A 21,253-nucleotide genomic window follows, 5' to 3' on the forward strand; every position below is an offset into this window, starting at 1 on the left:
TCCGGAATTGCGTAAAACAAAAGGATAGAGCGGTTCGCCGTTTCCATGAAACGGTGAAACGCTCTGGATCGAGAAAGCTTTGACCACCAACCTCCTCCTCGACGCCACAGGCGTAGCGAAGAACTACGGTGCGGTTGCCGCGCTGCGCAACGCCTCGCTGTCCGTATTGCCGGGCGAGGTGCATGCGCTGATGGGCGCCAACGGCGCCGGCAAGTCGACCCTGGTGAAGATCCTGACCGGCGCGATCAAGGCGGACGCCGGGCGCATCCTGATCCGCGGCCAGCAGCTCGATGTCCGCTCGCCCGCCGACGCCCGCCGCGCCGGGCTGCTGCCGGTCTACCAGGAACCGGCGCTGATCCCCGATCTCGATGTCCTGTCCAATCTGCGGCTGACCGGCACGCCGGTCGAGCCGTTCCGCGCCTGGGTGCGCGAGCTCGGCATTCCCGACCTCGATATCCGCGAGACGGCGCGTCATATCCCCTTGGCCATCCTGCGCGTGCTCGATCTGGCGCGCGCGCTTGCCGTCGAACCCGACGTGCTTCTCCTCGACGAGATGACCGCGGCTCTGCCCGCAAACCTTGCCGAGAAGGTGCTGGAAGTCGTGCGGCGCCAGGGCGACGCCGGCCGCTCCGTCATCTTCATCTCGCACCGTTTCGTCGAGATCTCCGCGCTCTGCGACCGCGCCACCGTGCTGCGCGACGGCTCCACGGTCGGTGTCGTCGACATCGAGCCGGGCGTCGAGGAAAGAATAGTCGAGATGATGCTCGGCACCCGCATCGAGAAGACACACGTCACCGCGCGCGCGGCAAATGATGTGGCGGTTGCCGGCGGCCGCCGCCCGCGATTGTCGGTCCGCAACCTGCAGCTCGGCACCAAGCTCAACGACGTCTCCTTCGATCTCGCCAATGGCGAGGTCGCCGGCGTGTTTGCGCTCGAGGGCCAGGGCCAGGACGAGCTCTTCGCAGCGCTTGCCGGCTCGATCCGTCCGACCGGCGGCACCATCGACGTCGACGGCGCGCCGGTGAAATTCTCGCATCCGAGCGACGCCATCCAGGCCGGCATCGCCTATGTGCCGGGCGACCGCGCCGAGGCCTTGGCCATGCAGCGCTCGGTGCGCGAGAACATCGCGCTGCCCTTCAGCGCGGCGTTGCGCAAATGGGGCCCGATCCGCATGCGCCGCGAGCAGGTGGTGGTTTCCAGCGCCATCGCCAGATTGCAGATCGACACCCGCGCCCAGGGCGAGGTGCAGCGCCTTTCCGGCGGCAACCAGCAGAAGGTGACCATCGCCCGCTGGATCGCAGCCAACGCCCGCACCATCCTTTGCTTCGACCCTACCCGCGGCATCGATGTCGGCACCAAGCAGGAAATCTACAAGCTGCTGCGCGAGCTCGCCGGCCAGGGCAAGTCGGTGCTGTTCTACACATCCGAAATGGAAGAGGTGCAGCGTGTCTGCGACCGCGTCATCGTCATCTTCGGCGGCCGCGTCGTCGACACTTTCCCGGTCGAGCAAGCCGATGAAGCGGCATTGATGCGCGCAGCCTACGGCCTGCCGCGCGGCGCCAAGGCGGATGTCGGCATCCTTGCCGAGGTCAAACCCGGTTCCAGTGCGGAGGCCGCGTCATGAGCCGCTTTCTCCGCAACCAGGGTTGGGTCGCGGGGCTGTTCGCCCTGCTGATCTTTCTCTTCGTCGTCACCAAGCTGATCCAGCCGGGCTATGGCAGCGGCGACTTCGGTTCGCTGGCGCGCGCGGTTCTGCCTTACGCCTTTGCCGTCGCGGCCCAGACCGTCGTCGTCATCGCCGGCGGCATCGACCTGTCGGTCGCCGCCATGATGGCGCTGACCAGCGTCACCGCCGCCTCGATGATGAACGGCGCCAGCGAGGAGTATGCCTTGTTCGTCGTGCCCTTCGTGCTGGCCATGGGGCTGGTGCTCGGCGCGCTGAACGGCCTCCTCATCGTCGTCACCCGGGTGCCCGACATCGTCGTCACCCTGGCCATGCTGTTCGTGCTCCAGGGCGCGGCGCTGCTTGTGCTGGGCGCCCCCGGCGGCGCCGCCGCCGAATGGCTGAAGGCAAGCGTCATCGGCACCGTGCCGGTCCCCGGCCTGCCGGATTGGGTGGACGCCTGGGTGCCGAAGGCGCTGGTGCTGCTCGTCGTCTGCCTCTGCATCGTGTGGATTCCGCTCAGGCGCTCACGCCTCGGCCTCTCCATCTACGCCATCGGCAGCAACGAGCTCGCCGCCTTCCGCAGCGGCGTGCCGGTGGCGCGCACCAAGATCATCGCCTACGCGCTGTCCGGCCTGTTCGCAGCGCTTGGCGGCCTGTCGCTCACCGTCAGCACCGGCATCGGTGCGCCCATCCCCGGGCCCTATCTGCTGGCCAGCGTCGCCGCGGTGGTGCTGGGCGGCGTCGCGCTCGGCGGCGGCAAGGGCGGCCTGCTCGGGCCGATCATCGCCGTCTTCGTGCTGAGGCTGGTGCGCACCGACCTGACGCTTCTGGCCATCGATCCGAACGTCACCGCGATCATCGAAGGCGCGATCATGGTCGCCGTCGTCATGTTCGGCGCCTTCATGCGGAGCCGCCCGGCAGGAGCAACGCCATGACCGACATCGCGACCATGCCCCAGCCGGTCTCGTTCGGTCGCCGGATCAAGCGCTTCATGGCGGACCGGCCGCTCATCCCGCTGATCATCCTTTTGATCATCCTCGTGGCGATCCTGCAGGTGCTGCGCCCCGGTATCGTCAACGAGCGCTGGCTCGCCAACACGGCGAAATTCGCCATCCCGCTGGGGATCCTCGCCGGCTGCCAGACCATGACAATGCTGACCGGCGGCATCGACCTTTCCGTCGGCACGGTAGCGACGATGAGCGCCTTCATCATGGCGACGCAGATCGTCAACCAGGATCCGGCGGTGGCGTTCCTGCTGGCCATGCTGCCCGCCGTGCTGATCGGCCTCGTCAACGGCATCGGCGTCGGCGTGTTCCGCGTGCATCCTCTGATCATGACGCTCGGCACCAGCCTGATCGGCACCGGCTTCCTGCAGGTCTACCAGCGCACCGTGATCGCCTCCGGCGCCAAGATTCCGGATTTCCTCAGCTGGCTGGGCACCGGCGTCACCTACGGCTTTCCCAACGCGCTTCTGCTGTTCGTGCCGGTGGCGGTGCTGATCGTCTTCATGCTGAACCGCACCGGCTTCGGCCGCCTGCTCTATGCCGTGGGCGACAATGAACGCGCCGCGCGTCTGTCGGGCGTGCGCTACTGGCAGGTGATCACCGCGCTCTACGTCCTCTCCAGCCTGCTCGCCGGCATCACCGGCCTGCTCTATATCGGCCTGATCAAGGCGCCCTCGCTGTCGCTCGCCGAACCGCTGGTGCTGCCATCCGTGGCCGCCGCCGTCATTGGCGGCACCTCGATCTTCGGCGGCCGCGGCGGCTACACCGGCACCATCATCGGCGCGCTGATCCTGACCGTGCTGACGACGCTGCTCACCATCCTGCAAATGCCCGAAGGCGGCCGCCGCATCCTGTTCGGCTTCATCGTGCTGTTCGTGACGGCGGCGTATCTGCGGATTGTCGAGGACCGATAGAACCAAGCGACGTGGCCGTGACAGGCGCGGCTCACTCCGCCGCCTGCACCTGGCGGGCATCGATGATCGCCCTGATCTCCGAGCGGCATGAGCCGCAATTGGTACCGGCGCGCAGCGTCGAGCCGATTGCTTCCAGACTGTCGCAACCGGCGGCGACCGCCGACGCAAGCTGGTTGGCGCCGATATGGAAGCACGCGCACACGACCCGCCCGATGACAGGCATGGGCACCGGCGAGCGTCCCGACAAAAGCGCATGGCGATCGGTCGCCGACAGTGGCTGGCGCGCTGCAAGCAGCGACACCAGCCAGTCACGTGCCGGCAACTGATCCGGGGCGGCGACCAGCAAGGCTTCCGCCATGGCGCCGCCATCGTCAATGGCCGCCGCGCGATAGGCGAGGCCGCGCCGGTCGGTATATTCCAGAAGCTGGTCTCGCCGTTGGACGCCAAGCAGCTTGCGCGCCAGGAGAATGCCCTGATCCGGCGGCTCCGTTCCGGTCAGCTCGTAGACCCAACCGCCCTCGACCGCCTGTCGGCTCCAATGGACGAAACCTGTCGGCCGCAAATCGCGGCGTGTAATGAGCACGCCCGCCCATCCGATGTCTTCCCGCACGATCATTGCCGGAACATGCTTGAGCTCTGGCTGGCCGGAATGCGGATCGGTGATCGGCGAGGACAGCAGACCGGCCGCGGCCTTCGCCGCGAAATGGCCACTCCAATGCATGGGCAGGAAGGCCTGGCCGCGTCGCTGTGCTTCCGACACCCGCACCCGTGCACGGACGAAGCCGAAGCGGGTTGAAAGACGGACGAGGTCGCCGTCCTTGAGACGGTGCGCGGCCGCATCCGCCGGATGGATGTCGGCCGCGGGCTCCGGCGCGTTCGCCATCAAACGCGGCACGGTCCCGGTGCGCGTCATGGTGTGCCACTGGTCGCGCAGCCGGCCGGTGTTCAGGGCCAGCGGATAATCGGCATCGACGGTGAAGGCGGTTGCCTCCTGCCGCACCGGCACGAAGCGCGCACGGCCGTCGGGCGTCGGGAAACGGCCGTCGCCGAACAATCGTATCTGCTGCTCGCCTCGCACCGATGCGGGCCAGTGACGCGGCGCGAAGGCGGCATAGTCCGTGTCGCTGAGGTCAGCCATGCCGCCGAGATCGAACAGGCGCTCGCCGCTGTTCTCGAAGGCGGACAGCGCGGCGTGCTCGCGGAAGATGTCGGCCGGCGCCTGGTAGGCGAAGGCATCGCCAAAGCCCATGCGGGCGGCGACATCACAGATGATGCGCCAGTCGGCTCTCGCCTCGCCCGGCGGCGGCAGGAACGGCCGCTGACGCGAGAGGCGCCGCTCCGAATTGGTGACCGTGCCGTCCTTCTCGCCCCAGGCGGCGGCCGGCAGCAGCACGTCGGCATGGCGCGTGGTGTCGGTGCGGGTCACATCCGAGACGACGACGAAATCGCATTTGGACAAGGCGGCGCGCACGCGCGACGCATCCGGCATGCTGACGGCCGGATTGGTGCCCATCACCCACAGCGCCTTGATGCGGCCGTCGGCGACCGCCTGGAACATATCCACCGCCTTCAGGCCGCCGCGCCGCGCGACGCTTGGTGCCTTCCAGAAGCGCGAGACCCGGTCGACGTTGGCCTCATCCGCGAAGTCCATATGCGCGGCGAGCTGGTTGGCCAGGCCGCCTACCTCGCGGCCGCCCATGGCGTTCGGCTGACCAGTGACCGAGAACGGCCCCATGCCGGGTCGCCCGATGCGGCCGGTGGCAAGATGGCAGTTGATGATGGCGTTGACCTTGTCGGTCCCATGCGCCGACTGATTGACGCCCTGGCTGTAGACCGTGACGGTCCGCTCTGTGGCGGCGAAGAGATCGTAGAAGGCCTGGATATCGGCGACTGCCAGCCCGCAACCTTTCGCGACGCGCGCGATCGACGGCGCGTCGGCGCTGGCGAGCACGGATGCGGCGTCGAAGCCCGATGTATGGTCACGGACGAAGCCTGAATCGACCTTACCGGCTTGCACGAGATGCGCCAGCAGCCCGTTGAACAACAGCACATCCGTACCGGGATCGAGCGCCAGATGCAGGTCGCACTCGTCGGCCGTGGCGGTGCGGCGCGGATCGATGACGACGATCCTGGTTCCGCGTTCCCTTCGCGCCGCAAGCATGCGCTGATAGAGCACCGGGTGACACCATGCGGTGTTGGAGCCGGTGAGCACGATCAGATCGGCGTGCTCGAAATCCTCATAGACGCCGGGAACGATGTCCTCGCCGAAAGCGCGGCGATGGCCGGCGACGGACGACGCCATGCAGAGCCGCGAATTGGTGTCGATGTTGCCCGAGCCGATGAAGCCCTTCATCAGCTTGTTGGCGACGTAATAATCCTCGCTCAGTAGCTGGCCGGAGACATAGAAGGCGACCGAGTCCGGTCCATGCTCGGCAATCGCCCGCGAGAATTTTCCGGCGACGAGATCGAGCGCTTCATCCCAATCGGCCTGCCTGCCGCGGATTTCAGGCCGGAGCAAACGGCCTTCGAGGCCGAGCGTCTCGCCAAGCGCAGCACCCTTCGAGCAAAGCTTGCCTAGATTGGCCGGATGATCGGGATCGCCGCGAACGGTCGTCGTGCCGTCCGCGGCGACCTCGGCCAGCACGCCGCAACCCACCCCGCAATAGGGACAGGTGGTCCTCACCTCGCGTGCTTCTTCCATGCCTCAGGCCGCTTTCGAGGCCAGCGCTGCAAGCGCGATGAACAGCCGTTCGCCCTCTATCCTGACCGGGATTGTCCTCACCGAGCCCTCGTCGGCGCCGAGCGCCTTGCCGGTCTCCAGCGAGATCACCCAATTGTGCAGCGGGCAAGTCACCGCCGCGCCATGGACGATGCCCTGGCTGAGCGGTCCTCCCTTGTGCGGGCAATGGTCGTCGATGGCGAAGACCTGGTCGTCCGCCGTGCGGAAGACGGCAATCTTGCCTTGCGGCGTGACGACGCAACGCGCGCCGCGTGGCGGAATGTCGGCGATGGTGCCGATGGCGATCCAGTTCATGTTGGTCATTCCGCCGCCTCCACAAACCCGACCGAAGCCATCGGCCGGAACTCATGCTTGTCCTTGCCGGAGACGCGCTCCGACCACGGATCGACCTGCGCGAATTTCTGGCTGAAGACGAAGCGGTCGAAGAGCGTCCTGCGGCGCTCTGCATCGTCCAGGATCTGCTTCTTGATCTCGGCGGTGCCGACGCGTTTGGCCCATTTGTAGATGCGCTCCAGATAGCGGGCCTGCTCGCGATACATCTGGACAAGCGCCACGATCACCTCCAGCGCCTCGTCCTCGGTCTTGACCAGACCGAGCACTTCGGTGCCCTTGATATCGAGGCCGGCGGCCCCGGCGAAATGGATCTCGTAGCCGGAGTCGACGCAGACCACGCCGACATCCTTGCAGGTCGCTTCCGCGCAGTTGCGCGGGCATCCCGACACCGCCATCTTCACCTTGGCCGGTGTCCACGAGCCCCACATGAATTTTTCGATGCGGATGCCGAGGCCGGTCGAATCCTGCGTGCCGAAACGGCACCAGTCGGAACCGACACAGGTCTTCACGGTGCGCAGGCCCTTGGCGTAGGCATGGCCGGAGACGAAGCCGGCCTTGCCGAGATCGGCCCATACCGCCGGCAGGTCTTCCTTGCGGATGCCAAGCATATCGATGCGCTGGCCGCCGGTGACCTTGACCATCGGGATATCGAACTTGTCGACCACGTCGGCGATGGCGCGCAATTCGCCGGCGCTGGTGACGCCGCCCCACATGCGCGGCACCACCGAATAGGTGCCGTCCTTCTGGATGTTGGCGTGCACGCGCTCGTTGATGAAGCGCGACTGGTAGTCGTCGGCATATTGGTCAGGCCAGTCGCAGACGAGATAGTAGTTCAGCGCCGGTCGGCACTTGGCGCAGCCGCAGGAGGTCTTCCATTCGAGCTCCTGCATGACGGCGGGGATCGTCTTCAGTCCCTTTGCCTTGATCAGGCGCCGCACATCGTCATGGCCGAGGCTAGTGCAGCCGCACATGGGCTGCACCGTCGCCGGATTGTAGGCTTCGCCCAGCGTGAGCTTCAGCAATTGCTCGACGAGACCCGTGCACGAGCCGCACGAAGCCGAGGCCTTGGTGTGGGCGCGCACGTCGTCGAGACCGGTCAGCCCCTTGCCGGTGATCGCGCCGGTGATCTTTCCCTTGCAGACGCCGTTGCAGCCGCAGATTTCCGCATCATCCGCCAGTGCCGCAACGGCCGCCAAAGGGTCCGAGGAAACGCCTCCCTGGAACGCCTGGCCGAAGATCAGCGTGTCGCGCATCTCCGAAATGTCGGTCGCCTTCTTCTTGAGGTCGTTGAACCAGGCGCCGTCGCCCGTCTCGCCGAACAGCACCGTGCCGATGATGCGGTTGTCCTGCAGCACGACGCGCTTGTAGATGCCGGCGGACGCGTCGCGCAGGATGATCTCTTCGCGATCCTCGCCATCGGCGAAATCGCCGAGCGAATAGAGGTCGATGCCGGTGACCTTGAGCTTGGTCGGAGTGTCGGAGTGGACGAAGCGCCTGTCCTCGCCATCCGCCAGCCCGGCGGCCGCGACGCGGGCCATCTCGTAGAGCGGCGCGACCAGCCCGTAGACATGGCCGCCGACCTCGGCGCATTCGCCGAGCGCCATGATCGCCGGATCGGAAGTCCGCATGCGGTCGTCGACGACGATGCCGCGATTGACCTCCAGCCCGGCCTCCTTGGCGAGCGTGGTGCTGGGCCGGATGCCGACCGCCATCACAACCAGCGTTGCCGGGATGACCGTGCCATCCATCAGTTCTACGCCCTCGACCTTGCCGTTGCCGACGATGGCCTTGGTGTTGGCCTTGGTCATGACCTTGATGCCGCGCGCCTCGACGGCCTTCTGCAGCAGGTAGCCGGCGGCCGGATCGAGCTGGCGCTCCATCAGCGTCGGCATGACGTGCAGCACGGTGACGTCCATGCCGCGTTCTTTAAGCCCCGCCGCGGCTTCGAGCCCAAGCAGGCCGCCGCCGATGACGATTGCCTTGGCGCGCGACTGCGCGGCAAGCAGCATGGCATTGACGTCGTCGAGGTCGCGATAGCTGAGCACGCCCGGCAATTCCTTGCCGGGCACCGGAATGATGAAGGGCACCGAGCCGGTAGCGATGACCAGCCGGTCATAGCTTTCGGTCACGCCATGGTCCGAGGTGACGGTCTTGGCCTCACGGTCGATGGCGACAATCTTGTGGCCCTTGTAGAGCGTGATGCCGTGCTTGATGTACCAGCCGTCGCCATGGATGACGATCTCCTCGAACGCCTTCTCGCCCGACAGCACCGGCGACAGCATGATGCGGTCGTAGTTCACGCGCGGCTCGGCGTTGAAGATGGTGACGGCGTAACGGTCCGGCGCTGCCTCCAGCAGGTGCTCCAGCATCCTGCCGGGCGCCATGCCGTTGCCGATGATGACGAGTTTTTCGCTCATGTCCGGTCTGCTCCGATCTATTCGGCGGCGTAGGAAAGGGACGATGTCTTGACGGCGGCCGCGCGCTCCATCCGACGGATGGTGACGTGCATCCAGAGCAGGCACGAGCTGACGATCAGGAACAGAAGCATGAAGCAGCTCGACCAGACGCCGGTGAGGTCATTCAGCGCGCCGAAGGCGATCGGCAGGATGAAACCGCCGAGCCCGCCGATCATGCCGACCACGCCGCCGACAGCGCCGACGCTCTGCGGATAATAGGCCGGGATGTGCTTGTAGACGGCGGCCTTGCCGAGGCTCATGAAGAAGCCGAGCACGGAAGCGACGGCGATGAAGGCGAGCGGGCCGATCTCGAAGTGGAAGGGGATCGGCCCGCCGATGCCGCGCACGACATAGTCTGCCGAGGGGAGAGACAGAACGAGCGTCGCGACGGCACAGACGCTGAAGGTGCAGTAGAGCACGGTGCGGGCGCCGATGCGGTCGGAAAGCACGCCGCCATAGGCGCGGAAGATGCTGGCGGGGATGGAGTAGGCCGCGCCGATCATGCCGGCGGTGGCGATGCCGAAGCCGTAGACGCCGATTAGGTAACGCGGCAGCCAGAGCGACAGCGCCACGAACGCGCCGAAGGAAAAGAAGTAGTAGAAGGCCAAGCGCCAGACCCGCAGGTTCTTCAGCGGCGCGAATTCCTGCCAGAAGCTTCTTGCCGGCGCCACCTTACCGGCGCGGCGCTCGCGGATGACCGGATCGTCGTCGGTCGTGAACCAGAAGACGATGGCCATGACGACCAGCGCCGCCGCCCAGATCAGCGCCACCGACTGCCATCCCCAGGACAAGAGCACGAACGGCGCCAGGAACTTGGTGACCGCGGCGCCGACATTGCCGACACCGAAGATGCCGAGCGCCGTGCCTTGTTTTCCGGCTGGAAAGAAGCGCGAGACATAGGCGACGCCAACGGCGAAGGAGCCGCCCGCGAGCCCGACGCCGAGCGCGGCCAGCAGCATCTGCCCGTAGGTGTGCGCGAAAGCGAGCAGGAAGGTCGCGACCGCGGCCGCGAGCATGGTCGCTGTGTAGACCAGGCGCCCGCCATAGCGGTCGGTCCAGACGCCGAGCACCATGCGCACGAGCGAGCCCGTCAGGATCGGCGTGCCGACCAGCAGGCCGAACTCGGTCTCGTTGAGCCCAAGCTCCTGCTTGATGCGAACGCCGATGATGGAAAAGATCGTCCACACCGCGAAGCAGACAGTGAAGGCGATGGTGGACATGGTAAGCGCCTGCTGGGAAGCACTGTCCTGGCTGGGCGCGGCTGGGAGATTTGCGGTCATGGCTAGCTCCGGTTTGCAGCGAGGAAGGCGCCGCGTGTGGTGTTGATCATGGTCAGCGCGACGGGGCTTGCGCGGTCACTTGCGGACCCTTGCCTTCGGCTTCGTGGCTGGCGGGAAACAAGAGCAGCGCGGCGATGAACAGCACCGCCGTCAGCGCGCTGCTCGCCAGGAAATCGCGGCGGGTGAAATCCTTGAGGGATGTCGTTCCGATCCATCTCGTCATCGTCGTCTCCCGTTGGGCGCTGCTTGGGGCCAGCGCCGTCGATTGCGTGTCGCCAAAACAAAAAAGCTGCCGTCCAGGCCCTCTCGCGTCCGTACATCCGGGATCGCGTGGTGACCTGAGCGGCAGCTTTGCCTGTGGCGCCCGCCATTGGACGCCTGTTCCATTGCCCGCGAGGGGCTCGGCTATTTCAAAGCACGAAGCGTGCCAGTTCTACGAAGAAGCTGAATTCTGTGGAAAATCAAAGCGGTATGAACGCCAGTCGGCGATCGTGCCAAACATGTTCGCGGTCAAACATTGATCAATGGCGCGACAACACCGCATAAATTTTGTGCAATGCACAAGAATGGCGCGCAAATAATCAAGCTCGCTTCTGGCCGTCAATATAGGCGTCGATCCGGTCCGGATCGAAGATTTGGCCGTCGAAGAATCCATCGGGGCCAAGGATCAGACTGGCCCCCGCCGAGCCGACCGGCGTCGCGACCTTCAATGCGCCCTCGACCTTGGCATTGGCGCCGGGCAGCGCGACGCCAAGCGGCTTCAGCGCCGATCGATAGAGGTCGGGCCGGTAGCAGTCGCGGGCGATGGCCAGGTTCTGCGGCGTGTGCGGCAACTGCCCCCAGCGCACCATCTGCGTGTAGAACCACAGCGCATGGCTCTTCCAGGGAAAATTGGCCGCCTTGTCGAAAGGCAGGAAGAAATCCTCGACGCGCCGTTCCGCGCCGCCGCCGAGTTGAAGGCGTCCGGTGAGCGCCGGCATCTGGATCGTCTCCGGCTGCCCGAGGAAGGCTGGCCTTGCCATCAGCGCGGCCAGTTCGCCGCGGTTCGCCGGATCCTGGCACCAGCGGGCGGAATGATGCAGCGCCCTGAGCAGGGCGGCTAGCGCCTCCGGGTTTTCCTCAGCCCAAGCCCTGCGGGCACCGATGACCTTTTCCGGGCTGTTGCGCCACAGCAGCGCCTTGACGGTGACGATGTGGCCGGTGCCCGCCGCGACGGCGGCGCTGTTCCAGGGCTCGCCGACGCAATAGCCGTCGATGCGGCCGGCGGCTAAAGCGTCGGCCATGAAGGGCGGCGGCACGATGACGATTTCGATGTCACGGTCCGGATCGATGCCGCAGGCGGCAAGCCAGTAGCGCAATTCGTAATTATGCCCGGAATGCGGGTGGACGACGGCGAAGCGCAGCGGCTCGCGAACGGCGCCCATCCGCTCGCGGATCAGCGCGCCGAGCGCCGCCCCGGCGCGGGCGGGATCGAGGTCAGGCGCCGCGCCATGCGCCGCCATGCCTTCCCACACGGCGTTGGAGACGGTGACGCAATTGCCGCCGAGGCCGAGCGAGAACGGCACGATGGTTTCGGAGGCAAGCGGCGTTAGGCCAAGGCTGCAGGCGAGCGGCATCGGCCCCAGCATATGCGCGACATCGAAATGGCCGATGGCAATGCGGTCGCGGATGTTGGCCCAGGAAGTCTCGCGTTGCAGCTTGAGCTCGATGCCCTCGCGCGCGGCAAAGCCTATCTCGCCGGCTGCGACCAGGACGGCGCTGTCGAAAAGCGGCATGAAGCCGGCGGTGATCTGATGCGCTACCGACATGCTCATTCGCCCTCCAGAGGCCCCAGCAATCCCGCAGCCGTCACCAGGCTCTGGGCGATGTCGGCGATCTTGCGGTTCTGGTTCATCGCGGTCTTGCGCAGCAGCGCATAGGCCGCCTCTTCGCTTAGGCCCCGCGACTTCATCAAGATCCCCTTGGCCCGGTCGATGACCTTGCGGTTCTCGAGCTCGCTGCGCGCCTCCTCCAGTTCGCGCGCCATGCGCGAGAAGGCGTTGAAGCGGCTGATCGCCATGTCGAGGATCGGCTTGATGCGTTCTTTTTTCAGCCCGTCGACCACATAGGCCGACACGCCGGCGTCAACGGCCGCCTCGATCGAAGCCTGATCCGAGCGGTCGACGAACATGGCGATCGGCCGCTTCACCGCGCGCGAAAGCTGGAACATGTTCTCCAGCATGTCGCGGTTGGGGTTTTCGAGGTCGATGACGATGACGTCCGGCTCGATCTCGGCGATGCGCCGGGCTATGCCGGCCACATCATGGATCACCGTCACATGCCGATGGCCGGCATCCCGCAATCCGGCCTCGATGATCGAGGCACGGATGCGGTTCTCGTCGATAACAAGGATGGTCAACGAACCGGCGGACATGCGCCTATTGTGCAGGTAGGCCGGATTTGTGCAATGCGGTAGTCGGCGGGAAGGCCGCGATCCGGGCCTTACCAGGGGTAAGCAACCTGAGCATCGCCCCGGGCGAACATGAAATCGCCCGCCAGGGGGCGGTCGGCCAACGAGTCGCTTGACATGTGGGTAATTTTCCCACAGGTATTTGGTCGTCGATCAAGGCTGCTTCGATCGGACCTGCTCTCGCAGGCCCGGACTGAATTTCCACGGATCACCTGCCCCCCGCATGATCCGCGGAAGAGCAGCCGTAACGAAAAGGCTCGAAACACCCACCCCGGTAAAAGAGCCCAGTGCGACTGCGCCGGCCGGCCTGTCCCTCGCAAGAGACAGGCCGGCCGGATCTATCGTCATCGCGAGACAGCGTGTTTTCGAGCAGCGGGGCAGCCTGCACCGCGAAGCGTTCGGCCTTGCCGGCGGCAACAGCCTGCTAGGTCCTCGTGCGGGACCTCAGGGAGCGCCTGGACCCCCCGGTCCACCGGGGCCGCTCGGCCCACCCGGCCCTCCGGGCCCTCCAGGCCCAACCGATTCGCCATTGGGTGCACCACCGGGAGCCTCTGGACCGCCTGGGCCTTTTGGCGGACCTGAACCAGGCGGCTGACCAGGCATGCCGGACGGGCCTTGCGGCCGCATGCCGGAATTCGCCTGGCGCGAGGCCGATACGATGTTGCCCGCCCGGTCGAACCCGACGGCAAGGAACGCGTGGACGACAGCTGTCGATTTCGAATCGTCGCCTTGGTCGTCGATCGAGACCCCCAGACCCGATACCAGCCGAGGTCCCTGGCGCCGCAGGAAGGTCTCATACAGCACGTTCGCGGCATCGGCCTGTGGAACCGGAACCTCCGCCTCGATGCGCAACACCCTGTAGCCGCCGCTGGCCTTGGCCAGGAACAGTTCGACGCGGCGGTTCGCAAGCTGCAGCGACCTTGGGCCGAGGCTCAGTCGTCCCACCAGCAGTGAGCCCGACCTCACGACCGCAAGGCCGCGCACAAGGTAAGGCGTCCCGGACGGTCTGGTCTCTATCAAGCTTGCAACGATCTTCCCGTCTGGCCGCCGGATGCCTTGAACGGCCACGATATCCCCCTTCTTGACCGTCGGCATTCCCGCAACGCGGCTGGTGTCCACGCTCTGTCCCAGAACCAGGATCGAACCGCGACTTGCGCGTTCGACAGGCCCGACGACCTCGCTGGTGACGTGGATTTCACGCGTGAAGACGCGATCCGCATCCCGTGTCACGGCCACGCGGACAACATGTCCCACCTTGAGGCTGCCTGTGGTGGCTGCGACGCCGTCTATCCAAACGGGCACGTCCGGACCGTAGGCGACGCGCACATCGTTGACGAAGATGCTGCCGAAGCGCTGTATGGTGCCCACTATGCCGGTGCCGCCGATGCCGTGATCGCTCTCCGTTCCCGCCGTCCACCCGGTGCCGCCGATACCCCGGTCGCTCGACGTATCCGTCGCCGTTGCGATTGAACTGGGCAACGCCGCCGGAAAGGCGGCGCCGAGCATCAGAAAACTCCGCCTCGTCAACCTCCAGTGCATCAAGCGTCTCCGCCGGCAGGCTTGGAGGATTCTTCGCCGGCAAACGATGCACCGTCGGAGGTGAGGATGTAGACGCCGCAATTCCAACGGCTTGTCCCGCCGGGATCGCTTTTCACCGCCTGGTTCGCATGCTTGTTGAGCTGGATAAGTGTCTCCATCGCGATCTTGCGGCTGTAGGCTTCGAGCGACCTGGCAAGGTCTTCCGAGAGCCCGTCATAGTGGACGGCCCGCTCGATGAAAGGCGGTTTGTCCGCCAGGATGTTCGCGACGGCGGCGGCGGCATGGTCCTGAAGGTTGCGGGCAAAGTAATAGAGTCTGACCTCGCCGTCGTCGCGCGGCGCCATTGCCGCCTCCATCAGGACGATGCGATCCTCCTCGTCGATCTCCACCAGCTTTCGATCGAGCCAGTCGTCCAGAACGGCTCTCGGCCGCAAATCCCGCGTCACCGACTCCACGAGGCCCGCGAACGACGCCTCTCCGGCCTCGGCCATTCGCGGCAAGGGCAATGGCGCGCCCTTGGCATCGGTGAACAACGGATCCGCAAGCCAGCGCGCGACAATCGCGCTCGTCCTCGAAACGGATTCGGGTATCACCCTGACCGGGGCGCCGGCGCCTCGCAGACGGCTGACCTCCTTGCGATGGACACCCGTCAAAAGGCTTACCCTGCTGTCCGTCTGCTGCTTGTCGGGCAGCGTGAATTCATGCTCCGCCACGTTGACGTAGATCTGCCGAAGCAGGTCGACGAAGGTGGGAAACGTCACCCCGCATTTGATCGCCAATCGCACCAACGGGCGAAGCACCCGGTTCAACGCGCTCTGGACGCCCGCGGCATCCAGATATTGTTCCGCCGATTTGCTCATCGCCGTCCTTCACCCGTCAATCAACCACCTATGCCCCGAAAATTCCTGCCGAAAATAGCCCGTGGGAAATGCTTCCACAATAGATGGGCCTGCATGCCGCCTGTCCACCCACCATCCTCAATCCGCAAGGCGCGTTATGTCCACTGGTCGCCAGCTCTCCCTTGGTTGACACGTGTGAAATTTTCCCACAATATTTATCGCGAGGCAGAACCTCACATCGATCGCCGCAAGGGTATGACCGGCAGAGGAGAGCATTGTTGAAAAGGCCTTATGTGAAGCCGGCCATAAACAAGGCCCTGGATGGATTCGACCGTCCAGCGGGCAGTGTCGACCGCATCGACCGTGCGCATCGCGGCATGGAGACCAACGGAAAGGACTTTTCAAGCTCCTCGGACGGTTTTGTCTCGCTCAACGAACGCCTAGATCCCACTGTCTCCCTGACCGCAAGCGTTGTATCCGCCTACATTGCGAACAATCCGCTGCCTGCGGCCGAGCTGCCCGACTTCATCGGCAAGATATACGCCTCGATCAAGCTGATCTCACTTGGGTCGCCCGATGTCCCGCCGGACGAGATAAAGGGCGTGGCCCGGGCGAAAAAAACCGTCACGCCGGAATTCATCATCTGCCTGGAAGACGGCAAGCGCTTCAAATCGCTCAAGCGGCATATCGAGACCCAATACGGCCTTACGCCAGACCAGTATCGAGCGAAGTGGAACCTGCCTTCGAACTACCCGATGGTAGCGCCAAATTATTCGGCAACGCGTTCGAAACTGGCCAAATCCATGGGCCTCGGCCGAAGGATGAAGTAAGGTCCGGGACGGCCGGCAGGTTTCAGGCGGACTGCGACGCTACGAGCGTTGCTGGCAGATAGGAACACCATAGGTGTTCCCTCGTTCGCGAGGATATTCACACGACAGGCGTCCCGGTGCTCTGCGCTTCGTGCGAGGCGCGGCATCGCGGCATATGCGGAGCGCTCAACGCCGAGCAGCTCCAGGTGCTCGCCAAATCGACGAAGCGGCACAAGGCCGAGGCCGGCAAGGAGCTGGTGGGCGATTCCAGGAGCGTCGAGCGTTTCTCGAATGTGCTTTCGGGCGTCGTGAAATTGACCAAGACGCTTTCCGACGGCCGCCAGCAGATCGTCAGACTGCAATTCGCTCCCGATCAATCTCGCCCGTGCCTGGCTGTCGACCAAGCCGCTCATGCTGCTCGACGAGCCCACCTCGACGATAGCAGGAAGCGCGCGTTCTCGAGCGGCTGCTCGCCCGCTTCAGCGATCGGATCGTCGTCGTCTCAACCCATCGCGCGCCGCCGCTTCGCGGCGCCCGCACGATGGAGCTGCAGCCGTGAATGCCATGCCAACTGGAGGCTGGCGGCCTTTTCATTCCTCCTTGAAGGCATGAGCGAAACTGTCGGCGACCGGCTGAAAGAGATATTCGAGCAGGGTTCGCTTGCCGGTGACAACGGAGACGTCCACCGGCATTCCCGGATATAGCTTCACTTGTGGGAGGTTCTTGAGCTCATCGGCACTCACCTCGACCGTCCCCCTGAAAAACGTCGCGCCGCTGCGCTCGTCGATCTCGGCGTCGGCCGAAACCCGGGTAAGGGCGCCCTTCACCGTGGGCGTGGTTCTCTGCTTGTAGGCGACGAGCCGCACCGTCGCCGGCAAACCGGGGCGAACGACATCGATATCCAGCGGCTGAATCTTGACGTCCAGCACCATCTTGTCCTGGTCGGGAACCAGATCGAGAATAATCCCGCCGGGGGGCACAACGCCGCCCGGCGTGAAATACCGAAGGTTCATTACCGCCCCATCTTCCGGCGCAACGACATCCCGGCGCGCCGCGCGCGCGTCGGTCTTCTGAAGCGCCTTTTCGAGCTCGGAGCGTTTGGTCTGGACGTCACGAAGGTCCTCGGCGGCCTTCTTGACATAGGAGAGCCGGCCATTGTCGATCTGCGCGTCCGCCTCGGCGATCTGCTGCCGCAGGCTTTCTATATTGCCACGGTTCGAGTCAGCCTCGCCCTGCGCGGCAATGACCTGCCGTTCGAGCTGGAGCACGCGGGACTTCACCCCATAGCCTTTCTTCAGAAGTGTGCGGGCGTCCGCCAGTTCTTCCCGCAGAGACGGCAACTGGATCTCGAAGGCCGCAACTCTCGCGGCGAGCGCCGACATCTGGGCATGGTATTGGGCGATCCGCTGCTGCCAGACCTCGACCTCCGACGCCTGAACCTTGGCTTGGTCCTGGAAGATGCGCTCCTGCCCGGCCATGGCCTCGGCGACGGTGGGGTCGCTTTGCCGCGCCGACAGGTCCGCAGAAAAAGGAATTGTCTTCAGGCCGTCGCGCTGCGCGATCAGGCGGGCTTCGCCGGCGAGCGCGGAATCGAGTTCGCCGCGCACGGCGTCGCGGTCGGATTCCGCGTCGAGCCCGTCGAGGCGGACCAGTATCTGACCCTGCTTGACCAAGTCTCCCTCCCGGACCAGGATTTCCCGGATGATGCCGCCTTCCAGGTGCTGTATGGTCTTGCGGTTGCTGTCGACCTTCACCACCCCGGACGCGACCGCCGCGCTCGTCAGCGGCGCGGTGGCTGCCCAGAGGCCGAAGCCACCGAACAGCAGGCCGATGACGGTCAGGCCGCCGAAGACATGGGCGCTTACCGCCGGCCAGGCGGGCGGTGGCGGCGGCATTTTCAGCGACAGCGCGGCTTCCGTCACGACCCGGTCCTTTCGGAGCTGACGACCCGAACCTGCGGCGGGGCGGACTGCTGCTCGGGGCGGCGCAGTTGCGCAAGCACGCCATCGCGCGGGCCGAACATTTGCGGCTGGCCATCGTTCAGCACCAGGACGCAATCGACGTTCACCATCAGCGATGGGCGGTGGGCGACGATCACCACGGTCGAACCTGCCTCCTTCATCGCGGCAATCGCCTGATTCAGCGCTTCCTCGCCAACGGCATCGAGATTGGAGTTCGGCTCGTCCAGCACCACCAGCGCCGGACGGCGGTAGAGCGCCCTGGCAAGGCCAATGCGCTGGCGCTGCCCGCCGGAGAGCACCGAACCCTGTTCGCCGATCTCGGTATCATAGCCATTTGGGAGTCTGAGGATCATCTCGTGCACGCCCGCCATCTGGGCGGCGGCCACGATCTCGGCCGGATCGCCTTGTTCCATGCGGGCGATGTTCTCGCGGATGGTGCCGGGAAAGAGTTCGACGTCCTGAGGAAGGTAGCCGACATAAGAGCCGAAGTCGGTTCGGTTCCAGGAAAACACGTCGACACCGTCGAGCCGAACCCGGCCTTGCTGCGGCGACAGCATGCCGACGATCAGGCGGGCAAGCGTCGACTTGCCGGCCGCAGACGGGCCAATCACAGCAAGCACCTGGCCCGGCGGCACGGCGAAGGAGAGATTCCTGAGCGCGGGCTCCTTGGCGCCGGCTGGCGTGTAAGCGACAGCCTCGACCGAAAGCCGCCCCTGCGGACGCGGCAATTCCATCCCCGGGGGGCGCAGCGACGGAGCCTCGAACAGCCGGTCCAGGCGACGCCAGGCCTCGCGCGCGGCGGTCGTCTGTTTCCAGGTTGCGATAGCCTGCTCGACCGGCGCGAGCGCGCGCGACATGATGATCGAGGCCGCGATCATGGCGCCGGGCGAGACTTCATGGCGCAGCGACAGCCAGGCGCCGAGCCCCAGCACCGCGACCTGCAGGAACATCCGGAACGGCTTGGTGAAGGCATTGATCAGGCCGGCCCAGTCGCTGGCGGTCGTCTGCAGCGCGAGCACGGACGCATTGGCCGCGTCCCAACGCCGGGCGAGCACCCCGCCCATGCCCATCCCGTCGATGACTTCGGCATTGCGGAAACCGGCATCCGCCGCCTGGTAGGCGCGCGCGGAAGCGGCATTGGCCTGTTTGAGCGTGTTGGCCGTCAGTGCGTTGTTGGCAAGGGCGAGGCCGAACAGGATGATCGCGCCGCCCAGCGCCAGAAGTCCGAGCAGGGGATGCAGCAGGAAGATGAAGCCGAGATAGAGCGGCATCCATGGCGCGTCGAACAGCGCCATGATGCCGCCGCCGCCAAGATAGCCGCGCAGCGTGGCGAGGTCGCGCAGCGCCTCGGTGCGGTAAGATGAGCCGCGCAACACGTTCTCAAGCCCGCGGCCAAGTACCTGCGGCGACAGCACGCGGTCGATCCAGGTGCCGAGCTGCACCAGCAGCCGGGAGCGGAAGAATTCGAGCGCGCCCATTGCAGCCAGCGCCGCCGTCGTAATCAGCGTCAGATAGACGAGCGTTTCCACGCTGCGTCCCGTCAGCACGCGATCATAGACCTGCAGCATATAGATCGAGGTCGAGAGTACGAGCAGGTTGATGAAGAAGCTGAACCCCGCCACCGCGGCGAAACCGCCGCGGCAACGGGAGAGGGCAAGCTTAAGCGCAGAATGGTCCTGCATCATCTTATCTGCCGCCCTCTGTCACTTTTCATGATTGTCAGACGCTCAGGGTGAAGTCGTTGGCAGTGAGCGTGGAGACGCCCATCAGATGGATTTCGATGATGTGGGCTCCGCCCGCCACACTCTCGATCGAGCTTCCGGTATTGGCATAAACGATCGTGTTGCCACTCCCGTCGCTCTGCCAGGCAACGGTATGAGCGGCTAGATTTCCACCCGAGACCGTGCCGGTTGCCGTTAGGCCAAGGGCGCTCGCAAAGTCGATGAAGTCGTGACTCGACGTACCCGTCCAATGCTGGAAATCGAGAATGGTGTCGAAGGCCGCATGGGTTGAATCGCTCACCGCCTCGAACCGGAAATGATCATCCCCGGCTCCGCCGCTCAACCAGTCTGCCCCGCCAAGGCCCTTGATCGTATCGTTGTCGCCTCCGCCGAAGATGTAGTCGACGCCGCTGGAGCCTGTCAGCCCGTCGTTGCCGGCACGACCGTCCGCGATGTTGGGATTCGTGCTGCTGAGAACAATGCCGACGTCATTGCTGTTTGAACCGTTGCTGCCGTTGCCGATCCAGACATTGAAGGTTTGCGACGTAGAAGCGGAATGATTGTCGGTGGCAGTGACTGTGAGCGTTCCCGAGGCGGGCTGTCCAGTGGGCACACTCGCCGTCAGTTCGCCGGAGTTTGTGTCGACACCGATCGAATTCACTGAGCCGGATCCGAGCGTGAAGAGAGCAGAATATTGCACGCTATCGCCTGCATCGGGATCCACCGAGAAGAAATGGCCCAAATCGATAGCGTTACCGTCGGCAATCGCGGCCGTGCCCGGGACAAAGACCGGGGCGCTCGGCGCATGGTTGGTGACGGGCTCGTCGGCACCGTTCACCGTGATGTCGATGACGTGGTCCGTGCCATCGGCCGACAATACATGGATCTGGTCGTGCGGATGGTCGGCAGAGGTCAGGGCCTGGACATTGGCCGCGGCATTGTTGAGCGTGTAGACCCAGTTTCCACCGGCATCGATGGTCAGCGAGCCATACGTACCAGCAACCGGATTGCTGCCATTGTGCACCTGGAACGAGTTCTGGCCTGCGTCAGGGTCGTTGACGGTCAGAGCGCCGTTGACGGTCAGCACGGCATCCTCGGTCACGGAACCGCTGCTGTTGCCGGTGATCACCGCCGCGTCGTTGACGCCGTGGACGGTGAAGCTGACCTGCTTGGTGGTGCCGTCGAGGGCGGTGACGGTGAAGGTGTCGATCTTGGTGTCGTTCTCGCCCAGATACTGCACGGCCGCATTGGCCACCGAGTAGGTGTAGGAGCCGTTGGCGGCCAGCGTCAGGCTGCCCAGGTTGCCCGCATCGCCGCTGACCGTGGTCTGGAACGAGGACTGGTTCTGGTCGGCATCGCTGATCGAGATGGCGCCGCTCGCCGTCAGCGTCGGACTGGCGCTGTCCTCGGTCACATCGGCCACCGTCGGGGTGCCGATCACCGCCGCGTCGTTGACGCCGTGGACGGTGAAGCTGACCTGCTTGGTGGTGCCGTCGAGGGCGGTGACGGTGAAGGTGTCGATCTTGGTGTCGTTCTCGCCCA

General features: G+C 65.2%; 16 protein-coding genes and 1 pseudogene. 5 read left to right on the plus strand and 12 right to left on the minus strand.

The window, feature by feature from the left end; genetic code table 11:
• The first annotated feature begins 79 nt into the window (after positions 1-79).
• Genes FJW07_RS25140 through FJW07_RS25150 form a run of 3 tightly spaced genes read left to right on the plus strand, consistent with a single transcriptional unit; the run spans position 80 to position 3,584 of the window.
• Positions 80-1,624, plus strand: a complete 1,545-nt coding sequence (locus tag FJW07_RS25140) for a sugar ABC transporter ATP-binding protein (protein ID WP_140859175.1) — start codon at positions 80-82, stop codon at positions 1,622-1,624.
• The gene (locus FJW07_RS25145) at positions 1,621-2,601 is read left to right on the plus strand and encodes an ABC transporter permease (RefSeq protein WP_140859176.1); all 981 of its coding nucleotides are present in this window, start codon (positions 1,621-1,623) and stop codon (positions 2,599-2,601) included. Before FJW07_RS25140 ends, FJW07_RS25145 begins: the two co-directional genes overlap by 4 nt.
• A complete protein-coding gene (locus tag FJW07_RS25150) occupies positions 2,598-3,584 on the plus strand; it encodes an ABC transporter permease (protein ID WP_140859177.1) in 987 nt (328 codons plus the stop codon). Before FJW07_RS25145 ends, FJW07_RS25150 begins: the two co-directional genes overlap by 4 nt.
• A gap of 31 nt (positions 3,585-3,615) precedes the next feature.
• Here FJW07_RS25150 and FJW07_RS25155 read toward each other — a convergent pair whose 3' ends face one another.
• From FJW07_RS25155 to FJW07_RS25195, 9 genes are all read right to left on the minus strand, one after another.
• Entirely contained in the window at positions 3,616-6,285 is a 2,670-nt protein-coding gene (locus FJW07_RS25155) for a nitrate reductase (protein ID WP_140859178.1), read from the minus strand.
• 3 nt (positions 6,286-6,288) lie between these two features.
• Positions 6,289-6,618: a nitrite reductase small subunit NirD gene (gene nirD, locus FJW07_RS25160; protein WP_140859186.1), complete on the minus strand. Its 330-nt coding sequence runs from the start codon at positions 6,616-6,618 to the stop codon at positions 6,289-6,291.
• A gap of 5 nt (positions 6,619-6,623) precedes the next feature.
• Positions 6,624-9,074, minus strand: a complete 2,451-nt coding sequence (nirB, locus tag FJW07_RS25165; protein WP_140859179.1) for a nitrite reductase large subunit NirB — start codon at positions 9,072-9,074, stop codon at positions 6,624-6,626.
• Between the two features lie 17 nt (positions 9,075-9,091).
• Positions 9,092-10,393: a nitrate/nitrite transporter gene (locus FJW07_RS25170; RefSeq protein ID WP_140859180.1), complete on the minus strand. Its 1,302-nt coding sequence runs from the start codon at positions 10,391-10,393 to the stop codon at positions 9,092-9,094.
• A gap of 52 nt (positions 10,394-10,445) precedes the next feature.
• A complete protein-coding gene (locus tag FJW07_RS25175; protein WP_140859181.1) occupies positions 10,446-10,616 on the minus strand; it encodes a twin-arginine translocation signal domain-containing protein in 171 nt (56 codons plus the stop codon).
• A gap of 358 nt (positions 10,617-10,974) precedes the next feature.
• A complete protein-coding gene (locus FJW07_RS25180) occupies positions 10,975-12,201 on the minus strand; it encodes a CmpA/NrtA family ABC transporter substrate-binding protein (RefSeq protein WP_181182713.1) in 1,227 nt (408 codons plus the stop codon).
• Between the two features lie 2 nt (positions 12,202-12,203).
• A complete protein-coding gene (locus FJW07_RS25185) occupies positions 12,204-12,806 on the minus strand; it encodes an ANTAR domain-containing response regulator (RefSeq protein ID WP_140651304.1) in 603 nt (200 codons plus the stop codon).
• Between the two features lie 480 nt (positions 12,807-13,286).
• Complete coding sequence (locus tag FJW07_RS31805) at positions 13,287-14,348, minus strand: DUF5666 domain-containing protein (RefSeq protein WP_181182711.1); 1,062 nt, start codon at positions 14,346-14,348, stop codon at positions 13,287-13,289.
• A 32-nt stretch (positions 14,349-14,380) separates the two neighbouring features.
• Positions 14,381-15,241 (minus strand): DUF6502 family protein, encoded by an 861-nt coding sequence (locus tag FJW07_RS25195; protein ID WP_181182712.1) that lies wholly within the window; start codon positions 15,239-15,241, stop codon positions 14,381-14,383.
• Positions 15,242-15,597: 356 nt separating this feature from the next.
• On the opposite strand from FJW07_RS25195, the gene FJW07_RS25200 reads away from it, so the two are divergent.
• On the plus strand, positions 15,598-16,050 hold the full coding sequence (locus FJW07_RS25200) for a MucR family transcriptional regulator (protein ID WP_140859188.1): 453 nt from the start codon (positions 15,598-15,600) through the stop codon (positions 16,048-16,050).
• Positions 16,051-16,145: 95 nt separating this feature from the next.
• Positions 16,146-16,403, plus strand: a pseudogene (locus tag FJW07_RS32135) (cyclic nucleotide-binding domain-containing protein); the annotation flags it as partial.
• Positions 16,404-16,619: 216 nt separating this feature from the next.
• Here FJW07_RS32135 and FJW07_RS25210 read toward each other — a convergent pair.
• From FJW07_RS25210 to FJW07_RS25220, 3 genes are all read right to left on the minus strand, one after another.
• Positions 16,620-17,951, minus strand: coding sequence for an HlyD family type I secretion periplasmic adaptor subunit (locus FJW07_RS25210; RefSeq protein WP_140642521.1), 1,332 nt, complete (start codon positions 17,949-17,951; stop codon positions 16,620-16,622).
• A complete protein-coding gene (locus FJW07_RS25215) occupies positions 17,948-19,672 on the minus strand; it encodes a type I secretion system permease/ATPase (protein WP_210239910.1) in 1,725 nt (574 codons plus the stop codon). The genes FJW07_RS25210 and FJW07_RS25215 overlap by 4 nt, the downstream gene beginning before the upstream one ends.
• Positions 19,673-19,709: 37 nt before the next feature.
• Positions 19,710-21,253, minus strand: a 1,544-nt coding sequence (locus tag FJW07_RS25220; RefSeq protein ID WP_210239912.1) for a VCBS domain-containing protein, incomplete at its 5' end; no start/stop codon positions are given.

Origin of the sequence: Mesorhizobium sp. B3-1-9 (assembly GCF_006439595.1) — a bacterium.
Lineage (GTDB): Bacteria > Pseudomonadota > Alphaproteobacteria > Rhizobiales > Rhizobiaceae > Mesorhizobium.

Bases quoted from the DNA above. Each gene is read 5' to 3' on its own strand.
- FJW07_RS25145 (WP_140859176.1), top strand. From the start codon at position 1,621: ATGAGCCGCTTTCTCCGCAACCAGGGTTGGGTCGCGGGGCTGTTCGCC.
- FJW07_RS25150 (WP_140859177.1), top strand. From the start codon at position 2,598: ATGACCGACATCGCGACCATGCCCCAGCCGGTCTCGTTCGGTCGCCGG.
- FJW07_RS25155 (WP_140859178.1), bottom strand. From the start codon at position 6,285: ATGGAAGAAGCACGCGAGGTGAGGACCACCTGTCCCTATTGCGGGGTG.
- nirD (WP_140859186.1), bottom strand. From the start codon at position 6,618: ATGAACTGGATCGCCATCGGCACCATCGCCGACATTCCGCCACGCGGC.
- nirB (WP_140859179.1), bottom strand. From the start codon at position 9,074: ATGAGCGAAAAACTCGTCATCATCGGCAACGGCATGGCGCCCGGCAGG.
- FJW07_RS25170 (WP_140859180.1), bottom strand. From the start codon at position 10,393: ATGACCGCAAATCTCCCAGCCGCGCCCAGCCAGGACAGTGCTTCCCAG.
- FJW07_RS25175 (WP_140859181.1), bottom strand. From the start codon at position 10,616: ATGACGAGATGGATCGGAACGACATCCCTCAAGGATTTCACCCGCCGC.
- FJW07_RS25180 (WP_181182713.1), bottom strand. From the start codon at position 12,201: ATGTCGGTAGCGCATCAGATCACCGCCGGCTTCATGCCGCTTTTCGAC.
- FJW07_RS25185 (WP_140651304.1), bottom strand. From the start codon at position 12,806: ATGTCCGCCGGTTCGTTGACCATCCTTGTTATCGACGAGAACCGCATC.
- FJW07_RS31805 (WP_181182711.1), bottom strand. From the start codon at position 14,348: ATGCTCGGCGCCGCCTTTCCGGCGGCGTTGCCCAGTTCAATCGCAACG.
- FJW07_RS25195 (WP_181182712.1), bottom strand. From the start codon at position 15,241: ATGAGCAAATCGGCGGAACAATATCTGGATGCCGCGGGCGTCCAGAGC.
- FJW07_RS25200 (WP_140859188.1), top strand. From the start codon at position 15,598: ATGGAGACCAACGGAAAGGACTTTTCAAGCTCCTCGGACGGTTTTGTC.
- FJW07_RS25215 (WP_210239910.1), bottom strand. From the start codon at position 19,672: ATGCAGGACCATTCTGCGCTTAAGCTTGCCCTCTCCCGTTGCCGCGGC.